15 protein-coding genes are annotated in these 17,414 nt (G+C 36.3%); 10 read left to right on the top strand and 5 right to left on the bottom strand.

Translation table 11 applies throughout. The features are described 5' to 3' along the window. Positions 1 to 14 precede the first annotated feature (14 nt). Genes MVE64_RS15370 through MVE64_RS15385 form a run of 4 tightly spaced genes read left to right on the top strand, consistent with a single transcriptional unit; the run spans position 15 to position 4,118 of the window. Positions 15 to 1,538, top strand: a complete 1,524-nt coding sequence (locus MVE64_RS15370) for a response regulator (RefSeq protein ID WP_247339295.1) — start codon at positions 15 to 17, stop codon at positions 1,536 to 1,538. A 33-nt stretch (positions 1,539 to 1,571) separates the two neighbouring features. Then, entirely contained in the window at positions 1,572 to 2,447 is an 876-nt protein-coding gene (locus MVE64_RS15375; RefSeq protein ID WP_247347089.1) for a CheR family methyltransferase, read from the top strand. A gap of 35 nt (positions 2,448 to 2,482) precedes the next feature. Next, on the top strand, positions 2,483 to 3,991 hold the full coding sequence (locus tag MVE64_RS15380; protein WP_247339297.1) for a response regulator: 1,509 nt from the start codon (positions 2,483 to 2,485) through the stop codon (positions 3,989 to 3,991). After that, the gene (locus MVE64_RS15385; RefSeq protein ID WP_247339298.1) at positions 3,888 to 4,118 is read left to right on the top strand and encodes an ATP-binding protein; all 231 of its coding nucleotides are present in this window, start codon (positions 3,888 to 3,890) and stop codon (positions 4,116 to 4,118) included. Before MVE64_RS15380 ends, MVE64_RS15385 begins: the two co-directional genes overlap by 104 nt. A 102-nt stretch (positions 4,119 to 4,220) precedes the next feature. On the opposite strand, the gene MVE64_RS15390 is transcribed toward MVE64_RS15385, so the two are convergent. Next, entirely contained in the window at positions 4,221 to 5,075 is an 855-nt protein-coding gene (locus MVE64_RS15390; protein WP_247339299.1) for a formate/nitrite transporter family protein, read from the bottom strand. A 314-nt stretch (positions 5,076 to 5,389) separates the two neighbouring features. Here MVE64_RS15390 and MVE64_RS15395 point away from each other — a divergent pair, with 314 nt between their 5' ends. After that, positions 5,390 to 6,205, top strand: coding sequence for an alpha/beta fold hydrolase (locus MVE64_RS15395; RefSeq protein WP_247339300.1), 816 nt, complete (start codon positions 5,390 to 5,392; stop codon positions 6,203 to 6,205). Further along, positions 6,205 to 7,404 carry a SpoIIE family protein phosphatase gene (locus MVE64_RS15400; protein ID WP_247339303.1) on the top strand — a complete coding sequence of 400 codons (1,200 nt, stop codon included), beginning with the start codon at positions 6,205 to 6,207 and terminating at the stop codon, positions 7,402 to 7,404. The genes MVE64_RS15395 and MVE64_RS15400 overlap by 1 nt, the downstream gene beginning before the upstream one ends. Positions 7,405 to 7,482: 78 nt before the next feature. Here MVE64_RS15400 and katG read toward each other — a convergent pair whose 3' ends face one another. The 3 genes from katG to MVE64_RS15415 form a co-directional block, all read right to left on the bottom strand. Further along, a complete protein-coding gene (gene katG / locus MVE64_RS15405) occupies positions 7,483 to 9,663 on the bottom strand; it encodes a catalase/peroxidase HPI (RefSeq protein WP_247339304.1) in 2,181 nt (726 codons plus the stop codon). A gap of 418 nt (positions 9,664 to 10,081) precedes the next feature. Further along, complete coding sequence (locus MVE64_RS15410) at positions 10,082 to 10,750, bottom strand: hypothetical protein (protein WP_247339306.1); 669 nt, start codon at positions 10,748 to 10,750, stop codon at positions 10,082 to 10,084. Beyond that, complete coding sequence (locus MVE64_RS15415; RefSeq protein WP_247339308.1) at positions 10,722 to 11,294, bottom strand: RNA polymerase sigma factor; 573 nt, start codon at positions 11,292 to 11,294, stop codon at positions 10,722 to 10,724. Before MVE64_RS15415 ends, MVE64_RS15410 begins: the two co-directional genes overlap by 29 nt. 251 nt (positions 11,295 to 11,545) lie before the next feature. Here MVE64_RS15415 and MVE64_RS15420 point away from each other — a divergent pair, with 251 nt between their 5' ends. The 3 genes from MVE64_RS15420 to MVE64_RS15430 all read left to right on the top strand — a co-directional run bounded on the left by MVE64_RS15420 (position 11,546) and on the right by MVE64_RS15430 (position 14,658). Further along, on the top strand, positions 11,546 to 12,037 hold the full coding sequence (locus MVE64_RS15420; protein WP_247339311.1) for a YehS family protein: 492 nt from the start codon (positions 11,546 to 11,548) through the stop codon (positions 12,035 to 12,037). Between the two features lie 10 nt (positions 12,038 to 12,047). Then, positions 12,048 to 12,755: a M48 family metallopeptidase gene (locus MVE64_RS15425; protein ID WP_247339315.1), complete on the top strand. Its 708-nt coding sequence runs from the start codon at positions 12,048 to 12,050 to the stop codon at positions 12,753 to 12,755. Between the two features lie 382 nt (positions 12,756 to 13,137). Further along, positions 13,138 to 14,658, top strand: coding sequence for a glycine betaine uptake BCCT transporter (locus MVE64_RS15430; protein WP_247339317.1), 1,521 nt, complete (start codon positions 13,138 to 13,140; stop codon positions 14,656 to 14,658). A 56-nt stretch (positions 14,659 to 14,714) separates the two neighbouring features. Here the strand turns inward: MVE64_RS15430 and MVE64_RS15435 are convergent, their stop codons facing one another. Beyond that, a complete protein-coding gene (locus MVE64_RS15435) occupies positions 14,715 to 16,208 on the bottom strand; it encodes a peptide MFS transporter (RefSeq protein ID WP_247339319.1) in 1,494 nt (497 codons plus the stop codon). A gap of 120 nt (positions 16,209 to 16,328) precedes the next feature. On the opposite strand from MVE64_RS15435, the gene MVE64_RS28135 reads away from it, so the two are divergent. Then, on the top strand, positions 16,329 to 17,177 hold the full coding sequence (locus MVE64_RS28135; RefSeq protein WP_247339325.1) for a glycosyl hydrolase 53 family protein: 849 nt from the start codon (positions 16,329 to 16,331) through the stop codon (positions 17,175 to 17,177). Positions 17,178 to 17,414: the final 237 nt, after the last annotated feature.

Consider the following 17,414-nt stretch of genomic DNA (forward strand, 5'->3'; position numbering starts at 1 on the left):
CGAGAATTGTCATTGTGCCTATTGTTCTTGAGGATGAGTTGTTAGGTGTGATGGAGCTTGCAACACTTCAACCAGTTACAGATCTTCATCGGGATTTCCTTGTGCAGGCAAATGAAATGCTGGGAGTTACCTTTAACAGGATTTTTAAGCATCAACAGGTAGAAAAGCTTTTAGAGGAATCACAGATCTTAAATGAAGAACTTCAAACACAATCTGAAGAATTACAGTTGCAGCAGGAAGAATTGCGCACGATGAATGATGAAATTGAAGCACAATATCGAAGTGCTGAGTTAAAAACAAAAGAATTAGAAGAGATAAAAGATAGACTTGAGCAAAAGACAAAAGAGATTATAGCGAGTTCAACATATAAATCTGAATTTCTAGCAAACATGTCTCATGAGCTTAGAACACCTTTGAACAGTTTATTAATCTTATCGCAAATGTTGCGGGAAAACAAAGAACAAAATCTTACGGATAAACAACTAGAGTATGTGAATACAATTTTTACATCTGGTCATGATCTCCTTCAATTGATTAATGATATTTTAGATCTTTCAAAAATTGAATCTGGGAAAATGGAGATCGTTGAGGGAGAAGTATTGATTACAGATATCGTCAATTCTCTTCAGCGTCAGTTTATGCCTATCGCTAAGATAAAAGGTTTAGAATTTACGTTTGAATATGATGTGAATTTACCAGATATTATTTTTACAGATGAACAAAGATTAAATCAGATCTTAAAAAACCTTTTATCAAATGCTTTTAAATTCACTGAAAAAGGACAGGTGCAATTACAGATTGCTCCATCGACTCAAAAGAATGAAAAATTCATCGCATTTTCGGTCACTGATACAGGAACAGGGATTGCGAAGGACAAGATTTCTGCTATTTTTGAAGCCTTTACTCAAGCTGACGGGACAACGAGCCGTAAGTATGGTGGAACAGGTCTTGGTCTATCGATCTCTCAGGAGCTTGCTAGACTTATAAATGGGACAATTTCCTGTGAAAGTATAGTGAATCAAGGAAGTACCTTTACTCTCTATATACCTCAAGGTGAAGAACTGAAACAAAATGAAGTAGAAAATGATGTGACCGTTTCAATACCGGCAGATTCTAAGGATGCCTCCGATCATGAAGTGGCTACTACGAAGGAACAGCCTCTACTGATTGGTAAAAAAGTGCTAGTTGTAGACGATGATATGAGAAATATCTTTGCATTAACAAGCTCTCTAGAAGCAGCGGGTATGGAAGTGAGCTTTGCAGAGAATGGTAGAGATGCAATTAATATTTTGCAAGAAGAAGAGAATCCAGATATTGTTTTAATGGATATTATGATGCCTGAAATGGACGGGTATGAGGCAATGAGGGTGATTAAAAGTATGAGGGAATATGAAAACCTTCCAATTATTGCTTTAACCGCAAAGGCTATGAAGGATGATCGACAAAAGTGTATTGATGCCGGTGCATCTGATTATATCAGTAAACCTGTTAATCTTGAGCAATTGTTTTCAATTATTCGAGTTTGGTTACATCATTAACTAATTTTCTTTTTAGGTGATGCTATGACATATATGAAGGAAGACCAACATGAATCAGCTTCAACAATGACTACACCAGAAGACTGTACAGATCTAGAACGTATTGAAATACAATTACTCTTAGACGGAATTTTCTTGAAGTACGGGTTTGATTTTCGACACTATACATTTAGCTCTATTCGGAGGAGAATTTGGCATCGTATAAAGGTGGAAAAGCTTCAAACAGTAACGGCTTTACTAGATAGAGTTTTACACGATCCTGCAACAATGGAGCAACTATATGCGGATTTTTCAATCAATGTTACTGAAATGTTTCGTGATCCTACTTTTTTTAAAGCCTTTCGAGAAAAAATTGTTCCGGTACTAAAGGATTTGCCTTCCATTCGGATCTGGCATGCAGGATGCTCGACTGGAGAAGAAGCCTACTCCATGGCTATCCTATTACATGAAGAAGGACTTTATGAAAAAACAAGAATTTATGCAACTGATATGAATGGCAAGGTCCTTGATAAGGCTCGAACAGGGAAATTTCCGTTATACCGAATGAAGACCTATACGAGTAATTACATCAACTCTGAAGGGAAAAATGCATTTTCCGAATATTATACAACCAAGGATGAGTATGCTTGCTTTCATTCCTATTTAGCAGAGAATATCGTTTTTGCACAACATAACCTTGTGACTGACGGATCTTTTAATGAGTTCCACGTAATCATATGTCGCAACGTCCTCATTTACTTTGACCGTGATTTACAAGAGCGTGTTCATCAGTTGTTTTATGACAGTTTAGCCACTTCAGGAATACTGGGTCTTGGAAATCGAGAAGGCCTTTCTTATTCAAATTATGATAACCGATATATTGATCTAGATAAAAAAGAGAAGCTTTACCAGAAGAAAAGTCTTTCTTAGATAAACATAAAAAATATGATAAGGGCGAGGTGCTTATGGAAAATCCAATTATTAACATCTTAATGGTAGATGACAGACCAGAGAATTTACAAGCCCTTGAAGCTGTGTTAGGCTCTTCTGGTTATCAATTAACAAAAGCCTACTCGGGAGAAGAAGCACTAAAATGGCTGTTAAAAAAAGAATTTGCCATCATCCTTCTCGATGTGCAGATGCCTGGTCTTGATGGTTTTGAGACTGCTAAGCTAATACGGGCTCGAAAAAAGTCAAAGGAAATTCCTATTATCTTTATAACGGCGCTCACTCAAACACAGGATTATGCAATTAGTGGATATGACGCAGGTGCAATTGACTTCTTGTTTAAACCATTTAACCCGTATATTTTAAAGAGTAAAATTGAAGGGTTTGTTAAAATATATGAAACGAAGTGGCAGCTTCAGATGCAAAACGAGCTCTTACAAAAGCAGTCAAAGCAATTAGATGAGGCGCATTCAAGACTTGAACAATTAGTAGAGCTGCGAACACAAGAGCTCCGTAAAACAAATGAAACTCTACAAAAGGAAATAGAAGAAAAACAGCATATTCTTCAATTAGCACAAGCTAATGAAGCTAAATACAGGCTTCTTGTTGAAGATTCACCTGTGGCTATTATTCTTCATGAATTACATAAAGAAAACTGGACATTTATCAATGAAACAGGAATGAAAATGCTAGGCGGACTTCATGTAAAAGATGTTCTTTCAAGAACGCTATATACCTTTGTTCATCCTGATGAGCATGAAGTGGTAAAGCAGCGGATTGAACGGGCACTTCATGGGGAGAAAGTTGAGGATAACGAATTAAAGCTAGTGCGTCTTGATGGGGAAACGATTCTTGCGGCGGTTACAATTATACCGTTTGAATATCTGGGGAATCCCGCAGTACATATTGTTGCAAGAGACATTACAGATATGAAAAAGACAGAAGAATATATTTCTCAATCAGAAAAACTGTCTGTAGTAGGAGAGCTTGCTGCTGGGATTGCACACGAAATTCGAAATCCATTAACAAGCTTAAAAGGTTTCACACAATTATTAGAATATAAAGATGATACACTAAATCCATATATACCGATTATGTTAGAAGAAATTGATCGTATTAATACAATTGTAAGTGAACTATTATTGTTAGCTAAACCAAATGCGGGAGACTTCAGGAAAGTCAAAATGACTGATCTTCTACAAAATGTAGTGATACTTATGAATGCACAAGCAAATTTACAAAACACTGAAATTAAATTTCATACTCTTGTAGGTGAGGAGCAGGATTATATAGATGGTTTAGAAAATAAACTCAAGCAAATTTTTATTAACCTCTTAAAAAATGCAATGGAAGCAATGAAAACAGGCGGCGAAATCAATCTCAACATGATGATAGAGGATAACCTATTAAGAATTCAGTTTTGTGATCAGAGTTTGTGGAATCTCAGAAGAGGACCTGGCCAAAATCGGGCAGCCTTTCTTCACAACAAAGGAAAAAGGAACTGGATTAGGTTTAATGGTTTGTAAAAGTATTATAGATAGTCATCACGGACATATGGATATTGAAAGTGAGGTTGGAGTTGGAACAACCATTACGTTAACATTTCCGTTATGTGATGTTTATAGTGAGATGATGGTAGATAGTAATAATTAATTGACAACAACCTTTCTCAATCATACTAAAGACGAGCAGATAGTAGGCGTAATATTCCTGTTAATCTGCTCGTCTTTTTAAATAATGTAAGCTGAACTACTATTATTTAATTTTATTTTGAATCTCGTCATTATACGCAAATGAGAATAGCAAGGCGACCATGATCGCTCCACCAATAATGTTTCCAATACTAGCAGGTATCAAATTATAAAAAAATTGATACCAATCATATGTATCATTACTGAAAATTCCAATACTAAAGTATCCCATGTTTGCTGCACTATGTTGAAAATTTCCGGCAACAAATAAGATGACGGGGAGTAGTGTACCGATAATTTTACCGGTAATATCACGGGCAGCGGTTGTTAGAAAAGCGGCCATACCAATGAGCCAATTGGCCAGGATACCTGAAATCATAATCTCAAAAAATCCCCATGTCCCATCTGATAAAAAGCTCATTTTATTATGATTGATGTAGTGATTTAGATCTTGAAAGAACTCCGGGGAGAGTGATTTCGATAAAACAATAAGTGTCCCAACAAATAAAGCTCCTATGATATTACCGAGGTAAGTCGCTAGCCAAAATTTTAAAATCTTTAAGCTCATAAGGGAAGGTTTCTGAAATAAATAACTTGGTAATAAAACGTTGACCTCAGTAAAGAGAATCGCTCCTGAAAGGAAAACCATCGCATACCCTGTTGCAAATCCCACACCTGCCATCAAATGAGATACTCCCTTTATGTCAATTCCCATTGAAAGCAAAATAGAAAAAGCAGCACCAAAAGCCATAAATGCCCCGGCCTGTAGGGATAATATAAATTGGGAGCTCGTTTTTCGATTAAGGTGGTCTCGTCCCTTTTGACTAAAATTATGTACAATTTGAGCTGGGTTAAAGTATTGTCGAGATGGCTCGTGGAACGCTTCATTATCTTGTTTCTTAGTGTTGTTTTCAATCATTTTTTGTCGCCCCTTTGTCAAAGGTTGTTTCTACCTTATACCCGTTTGGGCGTTATTTTAACTTTTTTTCTTTTGTGTAATGAAGTTGAAATATAAAATCATCTAGTTTCTATTTAAAAATGGTAAGAAAAAAGGTATACAAACGAACTGATTATCATACCAAACAATGTTGTAATTGCAGGACATCTGTTTTTAAATAGGGACAGTGTACCTGTCCCTATTTACGTTCTAAAATATCAACCATTAAATCCCAAACTTTATCATATGAATGTTATGATGAGAGTAGCGATATTAATAGTAAGGAGATATTAATGATGTCAACAGATGCTCTAACTCGAAACAATGTTACAGTTAAAGGGAAAGGGAAGCAGCGGGTGATCTTTGCACCTGGTTTTGGCTTTGATCAAAAAGTTTGGGAAGCTGTTTCTGAATCATTTGAAGACGATTTTCAAGTGATTTTATTTGATTATGTTGGCTTTGGAAATTCAGATCTATTGGCTTATACCCCTAAGAGATATAGTTCTATATATGGATATGTGGAAGATTTGTTGGCCATATGTAACGACATGGATTTAAGTGATGCCATTTTTGTGGGACACTCAGTTGGTGGAATGATCGGTATGTTAGCATCTATTCAACAGCCGGAGTTGTTTTCGAACTTGGTCATGATTGGGCCGTCACCTTCCTTCTTGAATGAAGCGCCGGAGTATAATGGAGGGTTTGATAAAGAGGAGCTTGATTCTCTGTTAAATCTGTTGGTGAAAAATTACTTTGAATGGACTACAACCATTTCTGAAACGATTATGAATGGTTCAGAACAAACAGAAATGAAGATGGAGATAGAAGACCACTTTCGCAAGAATCATCCTAATATTACATACCGCTTTGCTGAGGTTTGTTTTTTTACAGATTACCGAGAGCATTTACCGAACGTTTCGGTTCCGACTTACATTATTCAAAGTGCAAACGATGTTTTTGTTCCCAAAGAAGTTACCAACTATATGAAAGATAAGATTCCGGATTGTGCAGTTAGCTATTCAACAGCTATAGGTCATTGTCCGCATATTAGTCATCCAAAAGAAATTTCCCATTTAATAAAAAGTCATTTGAATACCGATGGTTATATGTAATGGAAACCAATTTAAATCACATACCAGGCGGTTATTTGACTCTTTCACCTAATTTTAAGATTTTGTCAGTTAATCAAACATTACTGCGATTCATTCACTATGATACTGAACAATTGATTGGACAGAGTATTCGATCTATCCTTTCGAAATCCGCACAAGCATTCTTTCAATTTGCTTTTTACCCGCTTATTATCCAAAATAAACGAGTAGATGAAATGTTTTTAGAGTTGATATCTCATACCGGTGAAGAAATACCAGTACTTATGTATGCCACCAAAGAAAATGGAATCATTACATGTATGTTTGTGCCCAACAAGAAAAGAAATGAATACGAAAATCAATTACTGGAAGCAAAGAGGATTGCTGAGGAAAGATTAGTAGAAAAAGAGAAGAGTAATGCTGATTTAAAGAAAGTTTTACTAAACCTAGAAGAGAAACAAAATGAAATAGTAAAGATGGGTAAAGAAAATGATAAATATAAAACAGATACCCAGAGGGAGCTAAAGTTAGCCAAAAAAATACAAGAGACTACTTTAACGGAGGCGATAAATAACAAAGATCTTCAAATTGAATCTTATTATCGCGCTTCTAATGAATTGTCTGGTGATATATATGGATTTTATCAAATAAATAAAGATCAATATGGAATTATCTTACTGGATGTAATGGGTCATGGCATATCTTCATCTCTCATTACAATGTCACTAGTTACTCTGTTTCAACAATTAATATCAAAAGGATTACCATCAGAACAAATCATGAAAGCTTTAGATGATAAAATGCACAGTTTATTTGAAAATGAGGAGGATGCCTGGCATTATTGTACAGCTATATACATTTTCATTGATATAAAGAAACAAACCATTGAATACATAAATGCTGGCCATCCACCTGCAATTTACCTTGATTCTAAGGGAGGACAAAGAGAACTGAAAACACAGGGACCACCAATTGGAACGTTTAAGGATAACCAATTTAGAAACTCTGTTTTTTCATATACAAAAGGAGCAAGAATCCTTCTATATACGGATGGGGTTTCTGAGCCTCTTGAACAGGACCGTTTAAGTTTACTGTTAAAACAACATGTCTCTACTCCTTTACATGTCTTTAAAGAAAAACTATTAAAAACACTCCAAGATGAAGGAAACGATTATGACAAAAGTGATGACCAATGTTTTATCTTAATTGATCTAAAATAAAAAGCACTCAAAAATCCATTGAAGAGGAATTTTGAGTGCTTTTTTTATATAAAACTACTTAAGGATACTTAACAATGTTTACTTAAGATCAAAACGATCCGCATTCATTACTTTAACCCAAGCAGAAATGAAGTCTTTAACAAATTTCTCTTTGTTATCTTCTTGAGCGTAAACTTCTGAAATTGCACGTAGAACGGAGTTAGAACCGAATACTAGATCAACTCTAGTTGCTGTTCGTACTACTTCACCTGTATTGCGGTCACGTCCTTCGTACACACCTCCGTCTAGTGGCTTCCATTCTAAGCCGATGTCAAGCAGGTTTACGAAGAAGTCGTTAGTAAGTGTACCTACACGGTCAGTGAATACACCGTGCTTTGTACCACCGTAGTTTGTACCTAGAGCACGCATACCGCCGATAAGAACAGTCATTTCTGGTGCAGTAAGTCCTAGTAGTTGAGCTCTGTCTACAAGAAGCTCTTCAGGGCCAACACTGTACTCTTTCTTTTGATAGTTACGGAAACCGTCAGCAACAGGCTCTAACACATCAAAGCCCTCTGCATCAGTTTGTTCTTCTGTTGCATCGCCACGTCCTGGAGCGAAAGGAACTGTTACATCAAAGCCTGCATCTTTTGCAGCTTTCTCTACTGCAGCAGTACCACCTAGTACAATTAAGTCAGCTAGGCTAACTTTTTTCTCAAGATGACCTTGAATGTCTTCAAGTACAGAAAGAACTTTTGAAAGTTGTTCTGGTTGGTTTACTTCCCAATCCTTTTGTGGAGCAAGGCGAACACGTGCACCGTTTGCACCACCGCGATTATCAGATCCACGGAATGTGCTTGCAGAAGCCCAAGCAGTTGTAACTAATTCGCTGATTGTAAGTCCTGAGTCTAGAATTAGTACTTTGATTTTTTCTACTTCTTCTTCTGTTAATTCATAATCAACAGTTGGGACAGGATCTTGCCAGATAAGATCTTCTTCTGGAACCTCTGGACCAAGATATCTTGATTTAGGACCCATGTCACGGTGTAGAAGTTTGAACCATGCGCGAGCAAATGCATCAGCAAACTCATCAGGGTTTGCATGGAAACGACGTGCAATTTTTTCGTAGGCTTGGTCATGACGCAATGCTAAATCAGATGTGAACATAACCGTTGGAACTTTTTTAGATGAATCTGCTGCATCTGGTGCAAGATCTTTTTCATCAGGATCTACAGCCATCCATTGGTATGCTCCGGCTGGACTCTTAGTTAACCACCATTCATATCCGAATAATAAATCAAAGTATCCATTATCCCATTGAGTTGGGTTAGCTGTCCAAGCACCTTCAAGACCACTAGTGATTGTGTCGCCACCTTTTCCACTTCCATGAGAGCTTAACCAACCTAAGCCTTGTGCTTCAATTGGAGCTGCTTCTGGTTCTGGACCAACATGTGCAGCATCTCCTGCACCGTGTGCTTTACCGAAAGTATGTCCACCTGCAATAAGTGCAACAGTTTCTTCATCATTCATTCCCATGCGTCCGAATGTTTCGCGAATGTCGTGTGCACTTTTTAGTGGATCGGGTTTACCGTCTGGACCTTCTGGGTTAACGTAAATAAGTCCCATCTGAACAGCAGCAAGCGGATTTTCAAGCTCACGGTCTCCAGAGTAGCGGTTATTTCCTAGCATTTCAGTTTCAGTACCCCAGTAGATGTCTTCTTCTGGATGCCAAATGTCTGCGCGTCCTCCACCGAAACCAAAAGGCTTTAGACCCATTGATTCAAGTGCAACGTTTCCTGTTAAAAGCAATAAGTCAGCCCAAGAAATCTTGTTACCATACTTTTGCTTAATAGGCCATAGCAATCTACGTGCTTTATCAACGTTGGCATTGTCGCCCCAGCTATTTAGTGGAGCGAAACGCTGGTTACCTGTTGAACCGCCACCACGACCGTCACCAGTACGATATGTACCAGCAGCATGCCATGACATACGGATAAACATTGGACCATAGTGACCATAGTCCGCAGGCCACCAGTCTTGGCTGTCTGTCATTAAGTCATGAAGATCTTTTTTTAGAGCTTCATAGTCTAGCTTTTTAAATTCTTCAGCATAATTAAATTCTTCTCCCATAGGGTTAGATTTTTTATCATGCTGATGAAGAATATTTAAGTTTAACTGGTTTGGCCACCAGTCTTGATTTGTTGTTCCACTAGTTTTAGGACTAGTTGCGCCGCCGTGAAATGGGCATTTTCCAGTTCCTGTTGATCCAAAAGATTCCATTTTTCTATTCTCTCCTTTTTGTAAAGTAAATATTAGTTAATCATTTATACTAAATTATAATAATTCTTACATTATCATTATAATAACATATTCAAAAAAATGAAAGAAATAAATTTGTAGAATACAAATTTTTTTAGACAAGTTCCCGTTTCAATGGGATTTTTTGAAGAAAATAGTAGTGATGCACCAATTCATAATATATGTTTCTATTTAAATAAAAGAAGTCTGACCTTACTGAAAAGGAAAATAAATAATTGAGAATATAGAGGGGGATGGGAGAAATAACTATGGGGCTCCTAGTTACTAGAAAGCCCCCATTTCATATATTAATATTCTACATACTGTTTAGCGAACGAAATGAGGTCTTTTTCTCCTAGTGTTCCATAAAAAACTAAGTGGATGACTTGTTTATTTGCTGTCATATATTCCACATGGAGTTTGCGATATCCTTTGATGCTGCTTTCACCGAGTGTAATAAAGCCGATTGCATGATCTGATAGTGAAACTTGTTTGTAACCAAAGTAATGACTTTCAATATCGTCTGACTCCCCTCTAGCAGCAGCTGTCTTGATGGAATCGTAATATTGGGCACATACACATTATGCTTTCTATTCTCAAAAACATCCCACAAAATAAAAGTAGCTGGGTAATATCCTTCTGGTGGCTGATCTGTTGAAACCCCTATTGAATTTTTAAGTGGAAGTAACTCTTTGGCTGGCCGAAGAATTTGGTAATCTGCAACTGAGTAGGCTTCTGTTAAGTTGTACGTTTTTTTACCCTGTTCAAGTGATTGTTGTAATATTTCAGGAGGTGTTGGTACGTTTTCTCGAATTTGGCCGGTTTCATAAGTCTGATATGTCATCCCTTTGTTCCATGAGAAAAAGCCTGACATTTTTGCGCTTGTAATACCTCCTGCAAAGAAAAGGACAAGAACTGCCGAAGCAACTGATAACTGAACTTTATTCAATCTCCACAATCTCTTAGGTGCGACTTTGTTGAATATCCGTTCTTCTAGATGTTCTGGAGGATTGCTATGCAATTTAATGTGATTCATAGCATTAAGTAATTTTTTTTCGGTAGATTTCATATCCGTCACTTTCCTTTCTACTATTTTCACTGTCTATTAACACACGCAATTTTTTTAGTCCTAAATGTATGCGAGATTTCACAGTGCCTACAGGGATCTTAAGAATAATGGCGATTTCTTCTTGTGTTAAATCCTGATAGTATTTTAAAACTAAAACAGATTTTAATTTGTTTGGTAATTTTTCTACAAAATACAAAGTATCCAGAGGGTGTGCATCGTACTCTTCTTCAACTTTTATAGAGTCTACGTGATATTGTTCTTCTACTTCGTTTTTAAAAAGGCGCAGCCATTTTTGCTTTCTTAAAATATTATTTGCAACATTAATAACAATTCGGTACATCCAAGTGTCAAAGGCAAACTCTTCTTTATATAAATGATGTTTAGAAAAGATGCGTATAAAAGCTTCTTGAGTGATATCTTCTGCTAGACTGTGGTTATTAGTATAAATAAGTGCAATATCATATACTTTCTTTTTATAAAGATCATAGATTTTATGAAAGGCTACTTGATCTCCTTCTCTAAAATTTTGATATAAATTTTCCATCTCACTCACCTCCTATAAGTAATACACCCTGAATAATCAAATTCGTTCACTAACATTTAAAAAAAGATGAAGTTGTGCATGACATAGTTTTTCCGTTTGCTACTAGTTGAGGTAATTATATAACAAATCCTCCCATTTCCTTGAAATAGGATAAAAAGTTGAATGGAAGGATTTTTATTATCATCTTCAAATATGGTATAAATAAGGGTAACAAAATAACAGATATTATATTGAAAATAGGAGCTTACATAATGGATAATAACGATATTTTGATTCGGCTAAGATATGCATTGGAAATTAAAAATAAAGAAATGGCAGAGATATTTAAACTTGGTGGTGTAGAGTTATCGGTACCAGAAGTGGTAAAGGTTTTGACAAAGTCTAGCGAAGAAGAAGAAAATGAGGATCAAATAAAATGTACTAACAGTATGTTGGATTCATTTTTAAATGGCCTAATTATCTCTAAAAGAGGAAGACAGGATCCTAGACCAGGGCAGAGCCCACCAGATTCGACTTCGAATAGAATTGAGAATGTTAATAATTTGCTTTTAAAGAAAGTGAAAATTGCCATGTCATTAACAACAGAGGATATGCTTGATCTATTCGAACATGCGGGAATTATGGTAACAAAGGGAGAGCTTGGAGCACTATTACGAAAAGAAGGACATAAAAATTATAAGGAATGTGGAGATAAATTCGCCAGAAATTTCTTGAAAGGTTTAGCCTTAAAGTACAGAGAATGATGGTGATATCATGAAACATACATACTTAGGTAGGACAATCTTTTTTGAGATTTCATACAAAAATCGGGCTTCAATAGGAATATCAATTGATGGGTATGGAAATATAGAAGTACTGGCTCCGAGGAAAACACCTGATGTGAAGGTGTATCATGCATTAGAGGCTAAGTGGGATCTTATTCAAGAAAAAGTTCAGGAAATGAACGATCGGTTGAAGGGACCACAGAATAAGGTTTATGAGAATGGAGAGAGTTTTCTTTATCTAGGAGAAACGTACCCGATAGATATCGTACAGGATAAAAATTTAGCGCAAGATTCAGTTGTTTTTGATAATGAAAAGTTGCGCATCTATGTAAGGCAACATGATGCTGAAAAAAATAAACAAGTGTTAAAAAGATTTTATTATCAACAGTGTAAACAATTAGTGGAGCAAAGTGTTTCTTTTAATCAAAGCTACTTTAAAACCAAGCCACGCTCTATCCGAATTACAGACAGTAAAACAACGTGGGGAACTTGCGATAGCAAGCATCAATTAACCTTTAATTGGAGGCTCGCTATGGCACCGACTGACGTAATCAACTATGTAGTTGTTCACGAAATGTGTCACATGGTTCACCTAAATCACGATCGATCCTTTTGGCGCCTTGTAGGAAAGATTGTACCTGATTTCAAAGAAAAAGAACGTTGGCTGGCTTTAAGTAATTGGAAAATGACTGTTTAAAAGGTAAAATAAGTAAAAGGCTAAATTCACATAGGATTTAAGCCTTTTTTATTACTTTTTAGTGATGTAGGGGCTTCAATATCAGAGGGTTTTAAAAACGAATAAATCATAAGAACAGAAAGAGCTCTACATTTTGTGTTAAACTGTAAAGGTTGATCATTATTTGTCGATGAATGTAGAAGTTTCTAAAGATGTTTTGGTTAGCTGAGAAAAGGGTATATAATCATTACTTTTCTGCTATAAGGGTTAAAGTAAACGCAGGAATTTTCAAAGTTCAGACTGACAAATAAGAAAAGAAAATATTCTAAGAGTGTCATAGGTAGAATATGAGTTTAATAGGATTTTTCTTGGAATTTAAATTGAATAAAGAAAGGAACATTCGATGAAGAAAATATCAAACGTATTTTGGATTACTGTGGCCATTGTCCTAGCAGCAGTAATATTTGGTGTTTCAGCACCAGAAAGTTTTGAACAGGCTGCAGGCAATCTACAGGCATTTTTTACAACAGCCTTTGGATGGTATTATCTAATATTGGTAACGATTATTGTGATTTTTTGTGTTTTTCTTATTTTTAGTCCTGTTGGAGCAATTAAATTGGGTAAACCAGATGAAAAGCCCGAGTTTTCAAAAGGATCATGGTTTGCCATGCTGTTTAGTGCTGGAATGGGGATCGGTCTTGTATTCTGGGGAGCGGCAGAGCCTCTTTCTCATTATATAAATCCTCCATTAGCAGAAGGAGCTACAGCAGCTGCTCATAAAGAAGCTATGAGATACACTTTTTTCCATTGGGGTATCCATGCTTGGGCAATATACGCCATAGTGGCCCTGGCGCTAGCCTATTTTCAATTTCGTAAGGATGAACCAGGTCTTATTTCAGCCACTCTAAAACCTGTATTAGGGAAAAGAATGGAAGGGTCTTTGGGGACGGTTGTAGATGTACTTGCGGTCTTTGCTACAGTGATAGGGGTTGCAACAACGCTTGGGTTCGGGGCAGCACAAATTAATGGCGGTTTGTCTCTCTTATTAGGAGTCCCTAATAATTTCACCGTTCAATTTTTAATTATTTTAGCAGTAACAGTCTTATTTATGATTTCAGCATGGTCAGGATTAGGTAAAGGAATAAAATATTTAAGTAATACGAACATGGTTTTAGCCATCTTGTTATTTATATTAATGTTTATAGCAGGACCAACAATACTCATCTTAAATATGTTTACTGATACAATTGGTGGATATATACAAAATATTATTTCTATGAGTTTTCGAATCGCTCCACTTAATGAAGAACATCGCTCTTGGATTAATGGCTGGACTATTTTCTATTGGGCATGGTGGATTTCCTGGTCTCCTTTCGTTGGGATCTTTATTGCTCGTGTGTCAAGGGGTAGAACGATTCGAGAATTTATAATTGGTGTTTTACTACTGCCAGCACTCGTAAGCTTTTTATGGTTTGCTGTATTCGGTAGCTCTGCGATTGAAATTCAAAATGCCGGAAATGTAGACTTAACAAGTTTTGCGACAGAGGAAGTCTTATTTGCGATATTCAATGAAATGCAATGGTCAACACTTCTCTCAATCGTAGCAATAACACTTATTTGTACATTCTTTATTACATCTGCGGATTCAGCTACATTTGTACTAGGAATGCAAACAACATATGGCTCGCTTACACCTCCTAATTCCGTGAAACTAACGTGGGGAGTTGCACAGTCTGCTGTAGCATTAATTCTTTTGTATAGCGGAGGACTTCAAGCGCTACAAAATTCATTAATTGCTGCTGCGTTTCCATTTTCAATTATTATTGTTTTAATGATGGTATCTCTGTATCGTTCATTATCAAAAGAAAAAAAGGAACTTGGTTTATATTTCAAGCAAAAGCCAATTAAGAGTAAAAAACTTTAATAGATAGAAAGGGTGCAGTTCATGATGAACTGCACCCTTTTCTATATTATTATTTGTTATCGTACACCCTTCATAAAGACCTGGATCTTTGGTGAGAGTAGGAAAAGAAGGATTGCAAGAAGGATTGCTACTCCACCTATCGTACCAAAGTAAAGATTCTCAGTTTCTGGAGTATAGAACCCAACAATTTGTGCATTAATAGCTTGAGCAGCTGCACTAGATAAGAACCATAAACTCATTGTCTGTGCTGAAAACGCATTAGGTGCTAACTTAGTCGTTGCTGATAATCCTACAGGTGATAAGCATAGCTCACCAAGGACAACAATGAAATAACTTAGAACGAGCCATAAAGGACTAACTAATGCTTCCTCACCAGATAGGTATCCTGGTACTAGAATGACGATAAAAGATAAACCTGCAAACAGTAACCCAAGTGAAAACTTTTGAGGAACAGATGGTTGGCGGTCCCCAAGCTTTACCCAAAGACCAGCAAACACTGGTGCTAAGATGATAATAAACAATGGGTTTAATGATTGAAACCAGGCAGGTGAAATTGTAAATCCTAGAAATTCTAAATTAGTTCGTTTATCTGCATAATGGGCAAGGATAGTAGATCCTTGTTCCTGAATAGCCCAGAACATAACAGCAGCAATAAATAATGGAATATAAGCGATAATTCTAGAACGCTCAGTTTCCGTTGTTTTCGGGCTACGGTACATAATAATGAAATAAATCGTAGGAATTAGAATTCCTAAAATACCTATGAGTGCAATAAATGTCTCGATAGTAAGGATCCTCATTGAGATCGTAACACCAATTAAAATCGCTAATACAACTGCACTTAAGCCTATTGTAGAAAAGACTTTCTTCTTTTCAGAAGCCGATAACGGATTTGGAACAACTGTCCCAGCAAGGCCTAAGTTTTTCTTTTTTGTAAAAATAAAAACTAGTAATCCGAAAAACATCCCAATAGCAGCAATACTAAAACCTAAGTGAAAGTTATGCTTTAATCCAACTTCTCCAACAATTAGTGGAGATAGGAAAGCTCCAAAGTTAATACCCATGTAGAAAATACTAAAGCCTGCATCACGGCGATTATCGTTTTCGCTGTAAATATCACCAACAACGCTTGATACATTTGGCTTTAGTAAACCTGTACCAATTACGATTAGCACCATGGAAACAAAGAACATCGACACACTACCAGGTATTGCCAAGGCAATATGACCAAGCATAATAAATATGCCGCCATAAAAAATAGACTTAGATGTTCCAAATATCCTGTCAGCCAGCCAGCCGCCTATAATTCCTGACATATAAACAAGTGCACCGTAAATAGACATAATCGCCAAAGCGGTGTTTTCGTCCAGTCCTAATCCGCCTTTTGAGACTTCATAGTACATATAGTAAACGAGAATAGCACGCATCCCATAATAAGAAAAACGTTCCCAAAACTCAGTGAAGAAAAGAGTGAACAAACCTTTAGGATGTCCAAAAAATCCTTTTTGTGGTACGCTTGCCACAATTTTCTGTTTATTTAAATCTGACATTACTATAACCTCCTTATTCTATTAATATAGTATAATTTGTCAATTTGTTTTGTCAAAAGACAGAAATTTCATAAATCTCACTATTTTAATTTATTTTAAATGATTTTCTGGAAAAATTGTTTGTTTAGATGGTGGTTCGATCAATTTTTTAGCAATGGTGGAAAGACCGATGTAATTGGTGTATCTTTCTATCCATACTGGGATGGTCAACCTTATTGGGAAATTACAGATGAATTGTCCTATAACTTGAATGACATTGCTTCTCGTTACAACAAGGAAGTTATGGTTGTAGAGGTAGGTGGGGATGAAAGTAATCCTAACGATTCTTATTGGACTATTAACGATACAATTAATGTAGTGAAAAGTGTACCGAATGGAAAAGGGATTGGGGTATTTTATTGGGAGCCTCAGTCACACTCAAGCGTTCTACCTGATGGTTATCCATTAGGTGCAACCAAAGAGGTAGCAACAAACGTCTTACAATATACTACAGCAATTGATGCTTTTCTTGATGCGGTCTCTAGTCAAGGAATGAACCTTGTTATAAATCCTGGATTTGAAACTGATGGAGCTACACAGACACCTTCAGGCTGGTCTACTTGGTCAAATTCAAATGATAATGCTAATTATACTGAATTTGGAGGACACTCTGGAAGTTACAGACTATCTCATTGGAAGAGTACTCCTTATCAGGTTAGTACCTATCAGATTAAAACAGGGTTAACGAACGGGACTTATACAATGAAAGCATGGGTAAAGAGTGGTGGAGGCTTTAACCAAAGTCAAATGTATGTTAAAAACTTTGGAGGAACAGAAAGAAATACGGCAATACCAACAACGAATTCTTGGACTCAGCTAACTATAACAAATATTAATGTTACAAATGGTCAAGTAGAATTTGGGTTTTGGACAGATGCTAATGCAAATAATTGGATTAATGTGGATAATGTTGAGTTCTATAAAGATTAATAAAGGTATTCGTATTTACATTTGAAGTGTAAGGAGGTGTCGAAATTTTCGGCTCCTCTTTTTTTGCGGTGTAGGGACATGGTACCTGTCCCTATTGTCCCTTTTCATAAGGTTCATATAAAAATATGAAAGGCTTTTAAAGTTGGTTTATAAGAATCTTAAATAGGATATCTTTAGTTTCATATTCTTATATTATTTAAACAGAATCTTATATTTTAATCTAAATGTAACCGTTTT

Origin of the sequence: Metabacillus endolithicus (assembly GCF_023078335.1) — a bacterium.
Classification (GTDB): Bacteria; Bacillota; Bacilli; order Bacillales; family Bacillaceae; genus Metabacillus; species Metabacillus endolithicus.

Excerpts from the sequence above, each read along its gene's own strand:
- MVE64_RS15395 (WP_247339300.1), top strand. The coding sequence starts at position 5,390 with ATGTCAACAGATGCTCTAACTCGAAACAATGTTACAGTTAAAGGGAAA.
- katG (WP_247339304.1), bottom strand. The coding sequence starts at position 9,663 with ATGGAATCTTTTGGATCAACAGGAACTGGAAAATGCCCATTTCACGGC.
- MVE64_RS15410 (WP_247339306.1), bottom strand. The coding sequence starts at position 10,750 with ATGAAATCTACCGAAAAAAAATTACTTAATGCTATGAATCACATTAAA.
- MVE64_RS15390 (WP_247339299.1), bottom strand. The coding sequence starts at position 5,075 with ATGATTGAAAACAACACTAAGAAACAAGATAATGAAGCGTTCCACGAG.
- MVE64_RS15435 (WP_247339319.1), bottom strand. The coding sequence starts at position 16,208 with ATGTCAGATTTAAATAAACAGAAAATTGTGGCAAGCGTACCACAAAAA.
- MVE64_RS15380 (WP_247339297.1), top strand. The coding sequence starts at position 2,483 with ATGGAAAATCCAATTATTAACATCTTAATGGTAGATGACAGACCAGAG.
- MVE64_RS15420 (WP_247339311.1), top strand. The coding sequence starts at position 11,546 with ATGGATAATAACGATATTTTGATTCGGCTAAGATATGCATTGGAAATT.
- MVE64_RS15375 (WP_247347089.1), top strand. The coding sequence starts at position 1,572 with ATGAAGGAAGACCAACATGAATCAGCTTCAACAATGACTACACCAGAA.
- MVE64_RS15415 (WP_247339308.1), bottom strand. The coding sequence starts at position 11,294 with ATGGAAAATTTATATCAAAATTTTAGAGAAGGAGATCAAGTAGCCTTT.
- MVE64_RS15400 (WP_247339303.1), top strand. The coding sequence starts at position 6,205 with ATGGAAACCAATTTAAATCACATACCAGGCGGTTATTTGACTCTTTCA.
- MVE64_RS15425 (WP_247339315.1), top strand. The coding sequence starts at position 12,048 with ATGAAACATACATACTTAGGTAGGACAATCTTTTTTGAGATTTCATAC.
- MVE64_RS15430 (WP_247339317.1), top strand. The coding sequence starts at position 13,138 with ATGAAGAAAATATCAAACGTATTTTGGATTACTGTGGCCATTGTCCTA.